We start from the raw sequence: 16,207 nt of genomic DNA on the forward strand, positions 1-16,207 counted from the left end.
ATAAACTGTAATATTTAAACAAGCCAATTCTTCCCATTTAATATAAGAGAAAAAGGGAGGAAGAAGGTTTTGAATCAAGAAAACACATTAACTAGTACAACTTCTTCCCAATATCGTACTCTATTCGAACACCAACCCTTAGCCGCATTTTTGGTAGAAGCAGATGGGACTATCGCACTTGTAAACCAGAAGTTTGAGGATATCTCCGGAAGGAAAAAATCCGAGATCCAAGGTAGGATGAAATGGTCTCAGTTCGCACACCCGGACGATACGGAAAGCTTAACTGACGCATTCATGGACAGATTTAGGAATGAAGTCCCGAAACTATTTTCCGCAAGGACAAGATTACTTTCTGCGAGTGGGTATAAAAAGGTATATGTAAGAGCAAACCGTATTCCAACGGAAGAAGGTAGAGTGCTCGTTCAAATACAAGAGTTAGATGAAGAGGGTCTGCTAAAAGATTATTCCTTAGAAGATTCCGATTATCGTTGGCGTTCCTTTCTAATGGAAGGGATGGATTTCGTGGTTATCATGGATTTGAATGGGAATGTATTATTTATTAATAAAACATTCACAGGAGTCCCTGCTGACGAGATCCAAGGTAAAAACTTTTTCGAAGTATTAAAAACATCTGATGCATTAAAACTACAAACAGTCATTTCCAGGGTTTCAAATACAGGAAAACCGGAAGCGTTTGAAGAATGGAGTAGTTTTACAGGCAAAAGAAGCCATTATTATATCAGAATCTCACCCGTGACCAAACAGGGAGAGATTAGTGCAATCTTACTTGCGATCTCCGATACTACCCAACAAAAAGAATCCGATTCAGATCGTTTGAGAAGAATGGAATCCCAAAGGCATCGCCAAAAGTTGGAAGCCCTTGGTACTTTGGCCGCAGGTGTAGCACACGAGATCAATAATCCTCTTACAGGCATTTTGAATTATGCGGAACTCGTTCGTACCCAAGTAGAAGAGAACGAATCACTTTCTAAAAATATGGAAGTCATCATCCGGGAGAGTGAGAGAATTTCCGGAATTGTAAGAAGTCTATTAGGTTTTGCTCATAAAGAAGAAGGTATAAAGGCCCACGTTTCCACTGGAGAGATTTTATATTCTTCTATCCAACTTCTTTTACCATTTCTCGTCCGAGACGGGATCCAGATAGAAGGAATGGATAATTTAGTAGATGCAGACTCCGAGATCCCGCTTGTGATCGGAGAACCTCAAAAACTAAAACAAGTTTTCTTAAATTTGATCACAAATGCAAGGGATTCACTGAACGAAAAATATCCTTTTGAAACGGACCGTAAGAAGATCAAGGTTTCTCAGTCCATCTTACATAGAGGGAATACTCGTTTTGTTCGGATCACCGTTAAGGACTGGGGACTCGGGATCGGTGACGAGAATTTAAATCGTATTTTTGATCCATTCTTCACCACAAAACCAACCACGGTCGGAACCGGGCTTGGACTTTCAGTCAGTTATGAGATTATTCGGGAAATGGGCGGAGACATAGAGGTTGAAAGCTCGGAAGAAGAATACGCCACATTTCATATCATGATCCCGGCTTCGGAAAAGATTTCTTGACCTTGCTTTAGGCGAGGAGATACTTTTGATCTCCTATGTCAGAAGCAGAGGAAAAAACTTCCGGAACCAAAACACCTTTCCAATCCGCTTCTAGAAAAGACGTCATTCGGATCTTAGAAAGAATTACGGACGCATTCTTGTCCCTGGATAGGGAACTTAGGATCTTATACGCCAACTTTGAGGCCGAAAAACTTCTGGATATTATCCGGGAAAATTTGGTAGGCAAAAGATTACCCGAGATACTTCCCCAATTCAATTTTACTTCCTTATTCCCTGCGATGATAGAGTCCATGCACAGTGGACTCCCAAAAGATCTGGAGATATTAGATCCAAAGGAGAATATTTGGTACGAGGTTCGTATCTTTCCTTCTATCGAAGATATTGCTGTTTATTTGCGTGATGTGACTGCCAGGAAAGAAGGAGAAGTAAAACTTAAAGAGTCAGAGGAAAGGCTTTCTGAACTTGTAAGAACTTCTTTGGATTCTATACTTTCCGTGAATGAGTCCATGGAAATCGTAATGATGAATCCTGCAGCGGAGAAGATGTTAGGATATTCCTCTTGGGAAGTAAATGGAAAATCATTAGATTTATTATTCCCCGCAAGGCGTAAGAAATATATTTCAAAAGTATTATATCAAATAGGAGAAAATCCTGATAGAGGGATCTTTGGACCCTTTCGGGCAAGACGAAAGAATGGAACTGAACCTATTTTGGAAGCATCCGTCTCTAAAGTAAATACCTCTTCCGGAAAAGGTTATACTCTTATACTAAGAGATATCACCGACAGGATTTCTATCCAAAAGAAACTGCGGGGAACCGTTGAAGAATTAAAGACGGTAGATAGGCAGAGGTTGGATCTTTTGCAAAATTTGGAAGCCGAAGTAGAGTCCCGTTCGAATGAACTTACAAGATTCTATCGTTTAATGAAGGAAGAATTGAATCTTGCAAAAAGAGTACAAAATAGTTTATTACCTCCGATAGATTATTCTATCCCTGGAGTTCAGACTTTCGTAAATTACGTTCCGGTAATGGAAGTGGGAGGGGACTGGTTCGATATATTCGAATTTCGTCCAGGAGTCCTTAGGGTGATCTTAGCGGACGCCACAGGTCATGGTGTCCAAGCAGCACTTGTAACTATGACAATCAAAGGGGTTTACGAGCCTATCAAATATTTGGCGGATTCTCCTTTGGAACTGATCAAAGGGATCAATACGGATTATTGCAGGAATTTCAAAAACCTTCAGATGTATTTTTCCTGTTTTATTTTGGATATAGATACTATAGAGAGAAAGATCCGCTTCGCATCCGGAGGCCATCCGGCGCTTTTATGGAAATCCAAATCCGGGATCAAACCTTTGGAAAGAACAGGATCTCTATTAGGTTTGAACTCAAAAATGGAATATTTGGAAGAAGAATACGAATATTCCGAAGGGGACTCCATACTGATGTTAACCGATGGGATCTTTGAAGAATTCGATTCGGAACAAAATCCATTTGGTGAAGAAAGGATAGAAAAAATTTACAGAGAGTCTGGACTTAGTGGATTGGAGCTACATTCTCAAATCATAAAAGAAATGAAAGCTCACTTGGGAGAAAAAGAACCCCAGGATGATATCACTCTGATTTCTCTAAACCTAACCTAATCTCAGTTGACCTAATGGCTTATTTAGAAGGACATTCTTTACGTGTCCGAATTTCTCATACTATTTCCATTACTTTTGGTTTTATTAGGATTCGGATTTGTAGAATATATCTCTCATGTTTCCAGAAGAAATAAGATCCCTGTCCGCATTCATGTAAACGGAACTAGAGGAAAAAGTTCCGTCACAAGATTGATCGCTTCCGGTTTGAAGGAAGGTGGATTTCAAGTTCTCGCTAAAACCACAGGAACCGTTCCGAGGCTGATATTACCTAACGGTTCCGAAAAAAATATAATCAGATATGGTGCTCCCAATATTTTAGAACAGAAGTTTGCGATCCAAGAAGCGGTTAAACAGAAAGCAGATATTATCGTTCTGGAATGTATGGCTCTTGTTCCATTCAATCAAAAAGTTTCAGAAGAAAAATTGATCAAGGCCACACATACAATCATCACAAATGTAAAAGAAGATCATTTGGAAATTATGGGGCCAGAGAAGAAGGACGTGGCTTTGGCCTTAAGCGGTTCTATTCCGGAATCCAAAGTATTATTCACTTCGGAAAAGGAATTTTATCCTTTTTTCCAGGAGATATGTAAAAGGAAAAATACGGAAATCGTTTCGGCTAATCTTGAAAAATATTCTGATCTAGATTATATGCAAGGTTTTGCATATTATGAACATCCGGAAAATGTCGTTTTAGCTTTGGAAGTATGCGAATCTTTAGGAGTAAATCCTAAAACTGCGATTCGTGGAATGTGGTCTCATTCTCCCGATTTGGGGGCTACCTTTTTTACTGAATATGATTTGGGGGAGAAAAAGATCGGATTCGCGAATGGATTTGCCGCAAACGACCCAAGATCTGCTGCAAGTATTTGGGAAAATGCGATCTTAGAGTTTCCGGAATATAATTATAAAGTTGCCCTTATAAATTGTAGAAAAGATAGACCGGAAAGATCGGAACAAATGGCAAAAGAAATCCTTTTCTGGAAGAAGAATATCCCAGACTTAATTTTGGTTACGGGAGAAGAAACTGAAGTATTCAGAAAGACTTGTTCGAAATTAAATTTAGAAAATTCTAAATTAGTAGATCTAAAATATCTGGATGCTAAAGGGATATTAGGATTTTTCGAACGGTCCCTCCCTTATAATTCAATGGTAGTAGGGCTTGGAAATATAGGCGGCCTAGGTTTAGAACTTCTGGAATGTTTAAAACGAAAGGAAATGTCGAAAGGTTAATATGGACTTATTGAGTATTTCCATAGGGTTAGGACTTGGGATCAGTTTATTCTTTTCCGAATTTTTTGGGATTGCAGGCGGACTTGTAGTTCCGGGATATTTTGCATTACAGCTCCAAAATCCGATTAGCATCCTTCTTACATTATTCGTGAGCCTTTGTGTTTTCGGTTTAGGGAAAGTAATTTCAAAATTTATAATATTATATGGAAAAAGAAGAACGGCAGTTTTACTTTTACTCGGATTCATACTGGATGCAATCGGCAACGAATGGATATTTCCAGTAATCTTCAAGGATATGATCCATTTAGGAGCGGAAGTAAGAGCTGTAGGTCATATAATTCCTGGGCTTATAGCTGTTTGGATGGATAGGCAGGGTTGGCTGGAAACTCTTGCGTCTTTACTCACTGCTTCCGTAATTGTTCGTTTGGTCCTGATCTTATTTCTTGGAAAGGAGTTATTACCTTGAAAGGAATGTATTGGAAATCTTCTAACAAATCCGTTATTTATTATCTGGTTTTGGGAGTATTTTCACTTTTTGGAATGTACTTAGTGGAACATTTTCTTTCTGAAAAAGTACAAGAACATTATTCCGAAAAAATAGAAGCCACCAAACTCACGGTAAAAGCTTTCGAAGAGATTAAAGATTATAAAGAATCTAAAGGGAAAAAGATCGATTTACATTTTGATCCTTCCGGTTCTGGGTTGATCGGTGAATTTTTTACACCTGTTACTAGTAATTTAGGTACCCTGAGAGCAAAACAAAGTTCTATCAACCCGAACTTTGGTGCATTGGTTTTGGAATATTTAATCCAAGCGGGAGTTAAAAAAGGGGATACGGTCGCAGTTTCTCTTTCCGGTTCTTTTCCAGCTTTGAATATTGCAGTCTATTCTGCTGCCAAGATCTTGGAGTTGAAACTTGTGATCATCTCTAGTATGACTTCTTCCCAATGGGGCGCGAATGAGCCAGATTTTTTATGGCCTGATATGGAGAAATTGCTGTATGTCCGAGGAATTTTTCCCTATAAGTCCCTGGCATACAGTTGGGGTGGAATAGAGGACCAGGCGTTCGGGATGCCAAAAGAAGGGTCGAAGATACTACAAAATTCCGCATCTAAGAATTCACTTTCTATGCTTCATTCCAAGAACTACTCGGAAAGTCTGAAAGAAAGAATGAATCTGTATTCCTCCGAGATCCCTCTTTCTGAATATAAAGCGTATATTAATGTGGGAGGAGGAACAGTTTCAGTAGGAACTAAAAAGAATGTTGGAGAATTTTCGCCGGGTCTAAATCTAAAATATCCAATCATCCGAGACGGAAGAGATTCTGTCATGAGGCGATTCGCAAATTTAGGAATTCCAATCATTCATTTGGTTCGAGTGGAAGAACTTGCAACCCAAAATGGATTTACCATCCAACCTAAAAAGATCCCGGGAATTGGAGAGGGAAAAATATTTAAAAGATCGGAATACGATCTTCGGTTAGTTAGTTTTGTTTTAGTCGGGATTTTAGTATTACTTTATGTGTTTTTTAAAAGAGATTCTTTTATAGAAGAAGATAGAGACGAATCTCTTTAAAATTTTAAAAATTTGAATATTTCCTGATCCCTTTCTTTATCTTCCAATAATACGGATTCGTAGTGGTTTTTATCCGAGAGTTCATAAACTTTCAAGTTTAGGATCTTTTCTTTCATCTTCTCGATTGCGGTAGAAGGTAAAAGTTCATCTCCTGGTTTGAAATTCGGTTTTAAAGCGCGAATCACTAGAACGGGACAACGTAATGCGGAGTATGGCATTATTTTATTTTCTTTTAGAGTTTTGAAAAATTCTTTTGGATCTTTAAAAAGCCTTGCGACAATTCCGCCAGGCTTCATCGCTCCACCCATATTTTTCAGTTCGGAATCGATCACAAATGGTGGAATAGAACAAAGTACCGGTCCGTAAAAAGTATTTCCCGGCATTAAAGAGGGGGAAAGTGTTCCGATCGGTTCCAGTTCATATAATAAGAAATTTTGAATATTCGTATTCCATGCGGAAAGAAGAGGGGATTTTTTAGCCTCTTGCAGATACATTTCCTTACTAGGGATCCTTCTTCCTAAACGAGCCAAAGAACCTTGGATCATCAGTAAATTGGAAATTTTACGCTTGATGGAAAGTTCTCCTCCTCCATCTATTAAGACCGCTTTTTCTAAAAAACTTGAGAACTTCTCCGCAAATCTAAGAGTGATCCAAGCACCCAATGAGTGGGAGAGTATGGATATTTTAGAATATCCTAATATACTTGATAGTTCTTTTAGATCTTGCGCATGGACTCTTGCGGAATAATCTTCTTTCGGTTTATCTGAATTTCCTCTTCCTCTTAGATCATATACGATTACTGTAATCCCTTTTTTAGAGAGTCCTTGAGCGATCGGTTCGAAGTTTTTAAGATTTCCTGTTAGGCCGTGAACGCAGAAAAGAGGTACTTTGGATTTACCTGGAAAGATCCGATAGGCAATTCGGATTCCGGAAGGTAGAGTTGCTATTTTGGAATCCGAACCGAATTGTAACATTCTGAAATGTTTAGGAAACTTCTGCTCCTAGTCGGATCAGAATATTCTCCAAATTTTTTTCCATTTCTGATCTGAGAGCTAAATGTAGTAAAGCAATCTTTTCCCTTTTTTTAACAGCAGAAAATCCTTCCCCTTCTCTTTGTAATTTAAACCAGATCCTGGATTCGCCTAATCCTGAAAACTTGATACAAAAATCGTCTTCTTTCAGCTCAAATTTTGTGATTTCACCCAATCTTCCTCCGGCAATTGCTTTGGTTAATTTCCGGAGGAAAGATTCAGGATCAGATTCTGTAACTTTGATCAGATCCATATTACACTGCGATCATATAGATCCCTTGCGCAAGACCTACGATTGCTCCTAAAACGGAACCGATCAGGATAAGTACATACTCATCTTCTTGGAAGGCTGATCTTAAGATCGGTTCGAATTCTTCAGGTGGAAGATCCTTCATACGTTTGAACATATTATTTTCTATGCTCATTGCTCTTCCCATATAAGTTTCGAGTTTAGTAGAACTTCCCGCTAAGGAGTCGCTTACTTTGCGGATCACTTCTTTTTTGGTATTCTCGAAATCCGAATCTTCTCCCTTATTCTCTTCATCTAGATGTCCGGCTAAATTTAGGCGAGAAGCAGCGGATTCTGTTTCTGCTTGGATAGTTTCTACTAAAGTTCTAGCCGCTCTTTTGTATAAGATCTCTTCTAATACGTTTCTCGCTGTCAGAACTTGGGTTGCAAATACGTTTGAATATTTTTTAGAAACTTCTTCCTGCCTTGCGATGAATAAACCTCTGTATTTGATCGGTCCCACTCTTTTTTCATAAAGAGGGCGGAAGATCATAGTAAGTGCCACCCAGTTTGTAATATATCCTACGATGATCCCTTGGATTGGAAGAGTCCACCAGATAGGAAGATAATTCCAAAGGAATGCCTGCGCGATCCCGAGTGCACCACCTAGAGCCCAGCCACAATGTTCAATAAATTTGAATTCTTTAGAACCAACTTCTTCGAATATATTTACGATCCTTTCTACATTCGGACCTGTGAGTTTACGTAATACAAGAGATCTGAAATTGAAAACGGAGGATACATTCTCCTTCACCTGGGTCATGATATTCTTAACAGTATGAGCGCATTTTTCTTGGACAGCTCTTACTATCTCTTCTCCGTGTCCGTTCTCTAAATGTTTTCTAAGAATTGGATTGATATGATGAACGATCTCATGGGTTGCTGAAGGGATTAGTTCATTTAGAACAGGTTGGAACTCGGTCTCTAATTGTTCCGGGTCCACTTTGGAAAAAAAATCCTCTACTTTGATAAGCCTCTCGGTCATGATATTCACCGATTTTAGGGCCAATTTTTGGGCCTTCTTCGGAACAATACCCTGCCATCCTAGATAAGGAGGAATTCCTACAAATTCCAATGGATAAAATGTCATTTTTAAGGCTACCACGTTGGTAAACCAACCCACGAATCCGTAGGTGAAAGGCATCATTATGATCCCAATCAATTCTTTGTTTTGGCTGAAGAAGGACAGATCCATATTTTCAATTCCTGTAGCGTGCGCTATACTATTCGGTTCTATTGCAAAGTCCTTTTCGACCCAGTGCACTGCAAGTTATTTTTCCGTCCGTTTTTCGGATCTTTCCCGACGGTTTTGAAAAAAGATTTTTCAGAGTCGAATAAAACTCGGAAATGGGAGCTCCCAAGTATTTGAAATGAAATCCTCATTCTTTCCATATTGGTGTATTTTAATGGATCCTTCCGGATTGATCGTTGAGACCAATCTTCCTCTGGATTCCTGGAGACAAAATCCTCTCTCCCATTTTTTAGATGGAACAGAGAAGATCCAAGGAGAAAGCGGCAGTGCTTTACTTTCTTGGCAGCCTGGAAAAAGTCCTCTCTCATTCCCAGGAAGTACAGGACTACTTGCAAGTTGGTCTCTTACTCATGGGATGTTTTGGATCAAGATGGAACCGATGGAAGAAGATTCCGCTTCTTCTCTTGAAAATTCTTTTTGGAAAGAATTTTTATCCAGTGACAGACCATTCCGACAAATTTTTGAGACCAACCAGGCGATCAAATGGATCTTAGATCCTGACTCTGGCGATATTTTATACGCGAACCAAGCTGCTAGTCAGTTTTATGGATACAGCCAAGAGGAACTTTTAAAGTTAAAAGTTACTGATATCAATACACTCACGAGAGAAGAAATTTTCGATGAGATGAGACAAGCAGCATTAGAATCCAGGCAATATTTTCGATTTAGGCATAGATTAAAAAGCGGGGAAGTCCGTGATATGGAAGTTTATAGCGGGCCGCTTCAGTTCGGAGGAAAAAGAGTATTATTCTCTATTTTATATGATGTTACCGCAAGAGTGAAAGCGATCTCTTTATTAGAAGAAAGTGAAAGGAAGAATCGTTCCTTGGTGGAGAATGCGTCCGATTCAATCATCATTACAAATTTTGAAACTAAAATTTTTGAAGTGAATAGAAGAATGTGTGAACTCTTGGGCTACAGCAAAGAAGAGCTCCAAACATTCTCATTAAAGAATATTTTAGATGAAGATAGTTTTGAAGACTCTATGCGCAGGATTCCTGCATTAGAAATAGGTAAACCTGTAATCTTAAACAGAAGATTCAAAAGTAAATCAGGTAAAATTATAGAAGCAGATGTAAATGCAGTCCGTATAGATGAATCTCGTTATATGGGGATCGTGAGAGATGTGACTGAAAGAAACTCTATGACGAGAACTTTGGAAAAGTCATTAAAAGAAAAAGAATCAATGCTCCAAGAGATCCATCACAGGGTTAAAAATAATCTGCAGGTAATTTCAAGTCTTTTGGGTCTCCAATATGAGAATACGGAAGATCCGAACCTAAAACGGATCCTGCAAGAATGTGAGAACCGGGTCAAGTCTATGGGATTCGTTCACGCAGAATTATACAGGTCCGAAAACTTTGCAGCGGTGGACTTGGAAAATTATTTTACCACTGTTTCTTCCAATCTGATCAGAGCCTATGGAGGAGTTCCTCGTATCCAACTACAGCTGGATCTGAGCTCTTTGGAAGTGAGCATTGAAAGAGCGATACCTCTTGGACTGATCTTGAATGAACTTCTCACCAACTCCTTAAAATACGCATTTCCGGAAGATCGTTCCGGGAAAATACAAGTTAAGATCTTTAAAGAAGATCAGAATATCGTCTTCTCATACTCAGACGACGGGGTGGGTTTCAAAAAAGAAAATCAAAATGCCTCCGGGACCATAGGCATCCAGCTCATAGAGATCTTGTCCAGGCAGCTTAAGGCAAACTCAGAATTTACTTCGGAAAATGGAGTTGTTTTTCGTCTTAGAATTCCGGACCGGAATCCAGGAAAGTAGCTTGATGGTTTTTTTCTAGGCTCAATACTCGGTCTTTGGTAAGGAACACATGCAACACACTACAGAAGAAATCCTACACCAGATTTATTTATTTTCCAGCTTCTCTATGGATGAATTGGCTAAAATAGCGGAGAAGACAAAATACAAGGTGCTTGAACAAGGGGACGCGGTTTACCAAGAAGGGAACGATGCAAAAGCGTTCTATGTGGTAATGTACGGAACTCTGAAAATTTTGACCTCTACTGAAAAAGGGGACGATGTAAACGTAACTACGATCGCGACCGGTGATCATTTCGGGGAATTCCCGTTTTTAGATCAGGGAAAAAGAGCCGGAACAGTGGAAGCAATGGAACGTTGCGAACTTTTGGAAATTCCTTTCGACCATCTACAACATATCCTGGATTCAGATAAGGAACTCGCTCTTAAGTTTTATAAAGGAATCACCACTTATTTGGTAAAAAGAATGAGACTTCTGACTCATGACTTGGCTTACGCTAGAGAATTAAAGAAACGTTATTCGTGATCTAACTATGAACCGCAAATTTTTCCCAATCTACCTTTTACTAATCTTATTCGGGCTTACATATTGTTCCGAGACCCTAGTCAAAACCGGTATCGGTTATGAAAGATGGAAAGCAGGCCTCGAAAAAAAACAAACCAAGTTAGAACCTTGGAACTGGGTATATTTAGAAGGTGGACAAGGTAGCGAAAAAATCCTGATGGTCCACGGATTCGGGGGAGATAAAGACAATTGGACTCGATTCTCCAAATGGCTTACACCTTCTTACACTGTAGTAGCAGTGGATCTTCCTGGTTTTGGGGAAAATGAAAGAATTGCGGACCAGGATTATAATATAGCTCAGCAAGTAAAACGATTAGATGAGTTTGTTACCAAACTTGGCTGGGAAAAATTCCACATCGTGGGAAACTCTATGGGAGGTGCGATCTCCGGAGTGTATGCGGCAACGTATCCTCAAAAGATATTATCTTTAGGATTGTTCGCTCCCTCCGGTGTGAATAGCCCCGAAAAAAGTGAGTTGTCCAAAAATTTGGAGAAAGGAAAGAATAATTTAGTAGCGACTAATGCAGAAGAATTTCAAGAATTAATGAAATTCATTTTTGTAACTCCTCCTCCAATTCCTTCTTTTTTAGCTTCTTATTTCGCAGAAAAAGCGATCAAAAATTCTGAATTTAATAAATACATATTCAAGCAGATCCGATCTACAGGATTTCCTTTGCAGGAAAATATGAATAAGATCCAGGCGAGAACTCTAATTCTTTGGGGAGATACTGATAGAGTATTGAGTGTCTCCGGAGCCCAGGTATTGGAGACGGGTATCAAGCGATCTAAAAAGGTGATCTTGAAAGATATGGGCCATGTTCCTATGCTGGAAAGACCTGAAGAAGTAGCGAATACTTACAAAGAATTTTTAGTGAAGTAATTTCCAAGAAAACTTCGTTTTTCTTAGGAGTTGTTTGGAGTTGCGATGGCTCTTGCCAAACTTCTAAAATGGTTTCAAAATCGGAATCTTCGGAAAAAAATAGAAAAAGAGATCCGCGCCCTCGCGCCCGAAGTGTTTAATGATTATCTATATCGAGTAGATATACTTGATGATGGAAATTTAATATTAAGCTGGGCAAACGAAGGGTTTCTAAAATTTTGCGGTATCAGTCTAGATGATCTTAGCAATCCTTGGCCCGCAGCGGATCCAAAATACTTTCATCCTGACGACCAGGACCTAATTAAACAAAGGACGCGGGCCTTATTATCCGGTTCCCCTAGATCGGACGAATATAGGGTTTATGGTCCTGATGGTCAGATTAGATGGTTGAGAGACCATGCTCATCCGATTTGGGACCCTGTCAAAAAAAGAGTAGCTCAAATCTATGGTTCCGTCCAGGATCTAACTCCATTAAGAAAAAGTGAAATAGTTCTGCAAGACCAGCTTTCCTACACGAATATCCTCTTGGATAGTACGGAAGAATGGGTGATCCGGGTAAACCAAGCAGGGAAAATACAATACGTAAATTCTTCCGGAAGATCTGAGGTAAGAAGGCAATTCGGAATAGAATTACTTCCTGACTCAAAGATCTTATCCTTGATCTCTGAAACCCATAAGGAAATTTTCCAGGCACAATTGAATAAGGCATTCTCCGGAGCAAAGGTTAAATGGCATTTCTCCAAACTTTTTCCGGTCCAGCCAAATTCAGAACTGGAAACTTCTTTTGCCCCCTTATCTAAAGAAGGGACAATTAAAGAAGTCGTAATATTCTTAAAAGACGTAACTCTCAGAACAGTATGGGAAACAGCTCTACTTGCTAGCGAAGAAAAATATAGAAAATTAGTAGAAGTATCTCCGGACGCAATTGGTCTTCATGCTGATGGAAAAGTAATCTATATAAACCAAACCGGTCTTAAGATGCTCGGTTATGAGACCTTGGAAGAGGTGGAAGGAAGACCAATCGTAGAATTTATACATCCTGAGTCTAGACAGGTCGTGGCAGAGAGAGTTCTTAGGTCGATGCTTAAATCGGAGCCATTGGAACCGATAGAGGAAAAATTCATTCGTAAAGATGGAACTGAGATCTCCGTAGAAGTTTCCGGAATAGCATTCGAGCAAAGAGGCCAAAAATTAATGCAGGTGATTGTCAGAGATATCACTGAAAGAAAAAAGGCAGAGCTTGAATTAGGAGAACTCAGAAAAAAGATCCTCCAGACAAACGATAGATTGCAGGCAATTATAGAAGGTGTGAAAGATTCTATCTGTGCTGTGGATATGGATTTAAGAGTTATCTCCTGCAATACTGCATTCGAACTTATGGTTTGGAAATTATACGGAAAAAGGATCACAGTTGGCCAAAGGATATGGGACATCGCAATCGATAATCCGGAAGAAAGAGAAAGGATTATCCGAAATTGGAGTAGGGCCCTAACTGGTGAAGTTTTTAAAATGGAGAGAAAAATTTCAGGCTTAGTCAAAGATTCCATCGTGCTTGAGATTAACTACAGTTCTATCAGAGACGAAAGTCATAATATGATAGGTGCTACTCAGATTATCCGAGATGTAACTGATAGATACCAATACGAAGAAACCTTACGAAAATCCTTGGACGAAAAAGAAGTGATGCTGAAGGAGATCCATCATAGGGTTAAAAATAATCTACAGGTGGTCTCCAGTCTCTTAAGTTTGCAGACCGATTTTACTGATGATCCAAAACTAGTTTCAATTCTGAAAGAATGTGAAAGAAGGATCCAGTCCATGGCTCTTGTTCATAAGGAGCTTTATCAGAATGATACGATCGCGGATGCGGACTTCACTGAATATCTAAACAATTTACTCGTAGCACTTGTTCAATCGTTCGGTGCAAACAAGAGAGTAGGTTATTCTATAGAATCCCAGGATATACGTTTAAATTTGGATTTTGCGATTCCACTTGCATTAGTATTCAATGAACTAGTTTCAAATTCCTTAAAATATGCATTCCCCGGAAACCAAAATGGGGAAATATTTATCTCCATTTCCAAAAAGGAAGACGGGCTTTCGATTTCAATAGGAGATAATGGAGTAGGGCTTCCTAAAAAAGTGGATGTTAGAAATTCGGAAGGACTGGGATTACAATTGGTAGGAATGTTATTGGATAAGCTTAAAGCAAAATGGGGACTAGAAACAGTAGAAATAGGAACCAGATACAAAATAGAACTTCCAATCCCTAAATAGACTCTTAAAAGAATTGCTTCTCATCTGGTTTCAAAAAGGCTGGAAGCGATGAATCTAATCTCCATAGATAAGGTCGGTAAATCCATCGGCGAAAAACAACTCTTCCAAGGTTTGAGTTTTGGAATAGACGAGGGAGAAAAAACAGGACTACTCGGGATCAACGGGTCGGGAAAATCCACCTTACTCAGGATATTACTCGGAATAGAAGAGCCTGATACAGGCAAAGTAGTCCGAAACAGAGAACTCAAAATTTCATTTTTATCCCAATTTCCTGAGTTCGATCCGGATAAAACTGTATTAGAACATATACTTTCAGGTTCAGGAATTCTTTTAGATACGGTCAGAAGATACGAAAAAGCGTGTATCGAATTGGAAAAAGGCGGAGAAGAAGCCGAAAAAGAATACCATCTTGCAATGGAAGAAATGGATTCCAAACAAGCCTGGGAACTGGAGTCCAAACTCAAAAATATATTAAGAGAACTGAATATACCCGATCTTTCCAGAAAAATGGGAGAACTCTCCGGAGGAATGGCCAAAAAAGTTTCTCTTGCCCAAGCATTAACTGATGAATCTAATTTTTTGGTATTAGATGAGCCTACTAACCACCTGGATATAGATGCAATCCTTTGGCTCCAGGACTTCTTAAAAAATACAGACAAAGCAGTTTTACTCGTTACTCATGACCGATATTTTTTGGAAGAGATCGCTAATCGTATTTTAGAAATAGATAGGGGAAGCTTCAGAGTTTATCCCGGAAATTATGATCTGTATCTGGAAAAAAAAGTGGAGATGCAGGTAATAGAAGAAAAGGAAGAAGCAAAACGAAAATCCTTTCTTAGAACAGAGCTTGAATGGCTTAAACGCCAACCGAAAGCAAGAGGAACAAAACAAAAAGCCAGAACAGATCGTGCAATTGAAGTAATGGAAAGGAAGAAGGCAGGCAAGGATATCGTCCTGGATATTTCCGTTTCTGGAAGAAGGCTTGGCGGAAAAATATTAGAATTAAAGAATATTAAAAAATCTTATACAAAGATGGAACTCATCTCTGGATTCTCCTATGTATTTAAAGGAAATGAAAGGATTGGGGTCGTGGGCCCTAATGGGGCAGGAAAAACCACACTTCTGAATTTAATTACAGGAAGAGAAAAAACAGATTCAGGAGATGTTGCAGCAGGTCTCAATACAAGTTTCGGATATTTCGATCAGCTTGGAAAAGAACTTCCTGGTCCTAAAAAAGTAATAGATTATGTTAAAGAAGAGATCGCTCCCACGATCAAAATGAATGATGGATCTTCTTGGACAGCTTCTCAGTTTTTAGAAAGGTTTTTGTTCCCCCCTCAATTACAACAGACCAAGATCGAAAGACTTTCCGGTGGAGAGAAAAAACGTCTTTATCTAATTCTTCTTCTCATGAGAAATCCGAACTTCTTGGTTTTGGATGAGCCCACAAACGATCTGGATATTCCGACACTTTCAGTGCTTGAGGAATTTTTGGACGATTTTCCAGGGGTGGTGCTTGTGGTTTCTCACGATCGTTACTTCATGGACCGAGTCACAGATTATTTATTCGTGTTCAAAGGAGAAGGGACGATCGATAGATTCCCAGGTAACTATTCGGAATATCTGGAATACAGAGAATACGAAGAAAAGGAAACCAAAGCCAGCTCTTCTAAACCAACTGAAAAACCGGCAGAGAATAAGAAGAAGGGCCTAAGTTACCAAGACAAAAGAAAACTGGAGATCCTAGAAAAGGAGATACTCACTCTCGAAACGGAAGAGAAGGAGTTGGTTCAAAACCTACAATCGTCTGATCCTGAACTTTCCAGAAAATCGGGAGAACGTTTAACCCAATTGCAGGATGAATTACAGAAGAAGGTCACTGAATGGGAAGAACTAGCATCTAAAGAATAGAATTTGCTCTAATCTATAAAACACCGATCCTTCTGTAATGGTCATGTAAATCTTATACCCGCATTAAACAGTGTTAAACGAACTAATCCAAAGTGATTAGTTTTCACAAATAATTACTCTTAATTCTATGATTTTTGTTCCTTAGTGTCGCTCGATGCTTGACTTTAATTTACCTAAAGTCATC

At 39.1% G+C, this 16,207-nt stretch carries 13 protein-coding genes; 10 read left to right on the forward strand and 3 right to left on the reverse strand.

Translation table 11 applies throughout. From position 1 onward, the window contains the following. Positions 1–69: 69 nt before the first annotated feature. The 5 genes from CH377_RS07950 to pgsW are packed head-to-tail and all read left to right on the forward strand — an operon-like array spanning position 70 to position 6,038. A complete protein-coding gene (locus CH377_RS07950; RefSeq protein WP_100723299.1) occupies positions 70–1,587 on the forward strand; it encodes a PAS domain-containing sensor histidine kinase in 1,518 nt (505 codons plus the stop codon). 35 nt (positions 1,588–1,622) lie between these two features. Further along, positions 1,623–3,230, forward strand: a complete 1,608-nt coding sequence (locus CH377_RS07955) for a SpoIIE family protein phosphatase (RefSeq protein ID WP_100723300.1) — start codon at positions 1,623–1,625, stop codon at positions 3,228–3,230. A 42-nt stretch (positions 3,231–3,272) separates the two neighbouring features. Further along, positions 3,273–4,463 (forward strand): poly-gamma-glutamate synthase PgsB, encoded by a 1,191-nt coding sequence (pgsB, locus tag CH377_RS07960; protein WP_100723301.1) that lies wholly within the window; start codon positions 3,273–3,275, stop codon positions 4,461–4,463. 1 nt (position 4,464) lies between these two features. Continuing rightward, positions 4,465–4,929: a poly-gamma-glutamate biosynthesis protein PgsC gene (gene pgsC / locus CH377_RS07965; protein WP_100723302.1), complete on the forward strand. Its 465-nt coding sequence runs from the start codon at positions 4,465–4,467 to the stop codon at positions 4,927–4,929. A 5-nt stretch (positions 4,930–4,934) separates the two neighbouring features. After that, positions 4,935–6,038: a poly-gamma-glutamate system protein gene (pgsW, locus tag CH377_RS07970; RefSeq protein ID WP_243402100.1), complete on the forward strand. Its 1,104-nt coding sequence runs from the start codon at positions 4,935–4,937 to the stop codon at positions 6,036–6,038. Here the strand turns inward: pgsW and CH377_RS07975 are convergent. The 3 genes from CH377_RS07975 to CH377_RS07985 are packed head-to-tail and all read right to left on the reverse strand — an operon-like array spanning position 6,035 to position 8,553. Beyond that, positions 6,035–7,012 (reverse strand): alpha/beta hydrolase, encoded by a 978-nt coding sequence (locus CH377_RS07975; RefSeq protein WP_100723304.1) that lies wholly within the window; start codon positions 7,010–7,012, stop codon positions 6,035–6,037. The genes pgsW and CH377_RS07975 overlap by 4 nt on opposite strands. A gap of 10 nt (positions 7,013–7,022) precedes the next feature. Further along, entirely contained in the window at positions 7,023–7,322 is a 300-nt protein-coding gene (locus CH377_RS07980) for a hypothetical protein (RefSeq protein WP_100723305.1), read from the reverse strand. Between the two features lies 1 nt (position 7,323). After that, positions 7,324–8,553: a DUF445 domain-containing protein gene (locus tag CH377_RS07985; protein ID WP_100723306.1), complete on the reverse strand. Its 1,230-nt coding sequence runs from the start codon at positions 8,551–8,553 to the stop codon at positions 7,324–7,326. A gap of 175 nt (positions 8,554–8,728) precedes the next feature. On the opposite strand from CH377_RS07985, the gene CH377_RS07990 reads away from it, so the two are divergent. The 5 genes from CH377_RS07990 to CH377_RS08010 are packed head-to-tail and all read left to right on the forward strand — an operon-like array spanning position 8,729 to position 16,023. After that, entirely contained in the window at positions 8,729–10,393 is a 1,665-nt protein-coding gene (locus tag CH377_RS07990) for a sensor histidine kinase (protein WP_100723307.1), read from the forward strand. A 49-nt stretch (positions 10,394–10,442) separates the two neighbouring features. Further along, positions 10,443–10,916 (forward strand): cyclic nucleotide-binding domain-containing protein, encoded by a 474-nt coding sequence (locus CH377_RS07995; protein ID WP_100723308.1) that lies wholly within the window; start codon positions 10,443–10,445, stop codon positions 10,914–10,916. 7 nt (positions 10,917–10,923) lie between these two features. Beyond that, a complete protein-coding gene (locus tag CH377_RS08000) occupies positions 10,924–11,835 on the forward strand; it encodes an alpha/beta fold hydrolase (protein WP_100723309.1) in 912 nt (303 codons plus the stop codon). A gap of 45 nt (positions 11,836–11,880) precedes the next feature. Next, positions 11,881–14,112, forward strand: a complete 2,232-nt coding sequence (locus CH377_RS08005; RefSeq protein WP_100723310.1) for a PAS domain S-box protein — start codon at positions 11,881–11,883, stop codon at positions 14,110–14,112. Positions 14,113–14,160: 48 nt separating this feature from the next. Then, positions 14,161–16,023 carry an ABC-F family ATP-binding cassette domain-containing protein gene (locus tag CH377_RS08010; protein ID WP_100723311.1) on the forward strand — a complete coding sequence of 621 codons (1,863 nt, stop codon included), beginning with the start codon at positions 14,161–14,163 and terminating at the stop codon, positions 16,021–16,023. The last annotated feature ends 184 nt before the right edge of the window (positions 16,024–16,207 follow it).

The sequence above is a fragment of the Leptospira haakeii genome (genome assembly GCF_002812045.1).
In the GTDB taxonomy this organism is placed as follows: domain Bacteria; phylum Spirochaetota; class Leptospiria; order Leptospirales; family Leptospiraceae; genus Leptospira_B; species Leptospira_B haakeii.

Bases quoted from the DNA above. Each gene is read 5' to 3' on its own strand.
- CH377_RS07990 (WP_100723307.1), top strand. From the start codon at position 8,729: ATGAAATCCTCATTCTTTCCATATTGGTGTATTTTAATGGATCCTTCC.
- CH377_RS07985 (WP_100723306.1), bottom strand. From the start codon at position 8,553: ATGGATCTGTCCTTCTTCAGCCAAAACAAAGAATTGATTGGGATCATA.
- CH377_RS08005 (WP_100723310.1), top strand. From the start codon at position 11,881: ATGGCTCTTGCCAAACTTCTAAAATGGTTTCAAAATCGGAATCTTCGG.
- CH377_RS07995 (WP_100723308.1), top strand. From the start codon at position 10,443: ATGCAACACACTACAGAAGAAATCCTACACCAGATTTATTTATTTTCC.
- CH377_RS08010 (WP_100723311.1), top strand. From the start codon at position 14,161: ATGAATCTAATCTCCATAGATAAGGTCGGTAAATCCATCGGCGAAAAA.
- CH377_RS07980 (WP_100723305.1), bottom strand. From the start codon at position 7,322: ATGGATCTGATCAAAGTTACAGAATCTGATCCTGAATCTTTCCTCCGG.
- pgsC (WP_100723302.1), top strand. From the start codon at position 4,465: ATGGACTTATTGAGTATTTCCATAGGGTTAGGACTTGGGATCAGTTTA.
- CH377_RS07975 (WP_100723304.1), bottom strand. From the start codon at position 7,012: ATGTTACAATTCGGTTCGGATTCCAAAATAGCAACTCTACCTTCCGGA.
- pgsW (WP_243402100.1), top strand. From the start codon at position 4,935: ATGTATTGGAAATCTTCTAACAAATCCGTTATTTATTATCTGGTTTTG.
- CH377_RS07955 (WP_100723300.1), top strand. From the start codon at position 1,623: ATGTCAGAAGCAGAGGAAAAAACTTCCGGAACCAAAACACCTTTCCAA.
- CH377_RS08000 (WP_100723309.1), top strand. From the start codon at position 10,924: ATGAACCGCAAATTTTTCCCAATCTACCTTTTACTAATCTTATTCGGG.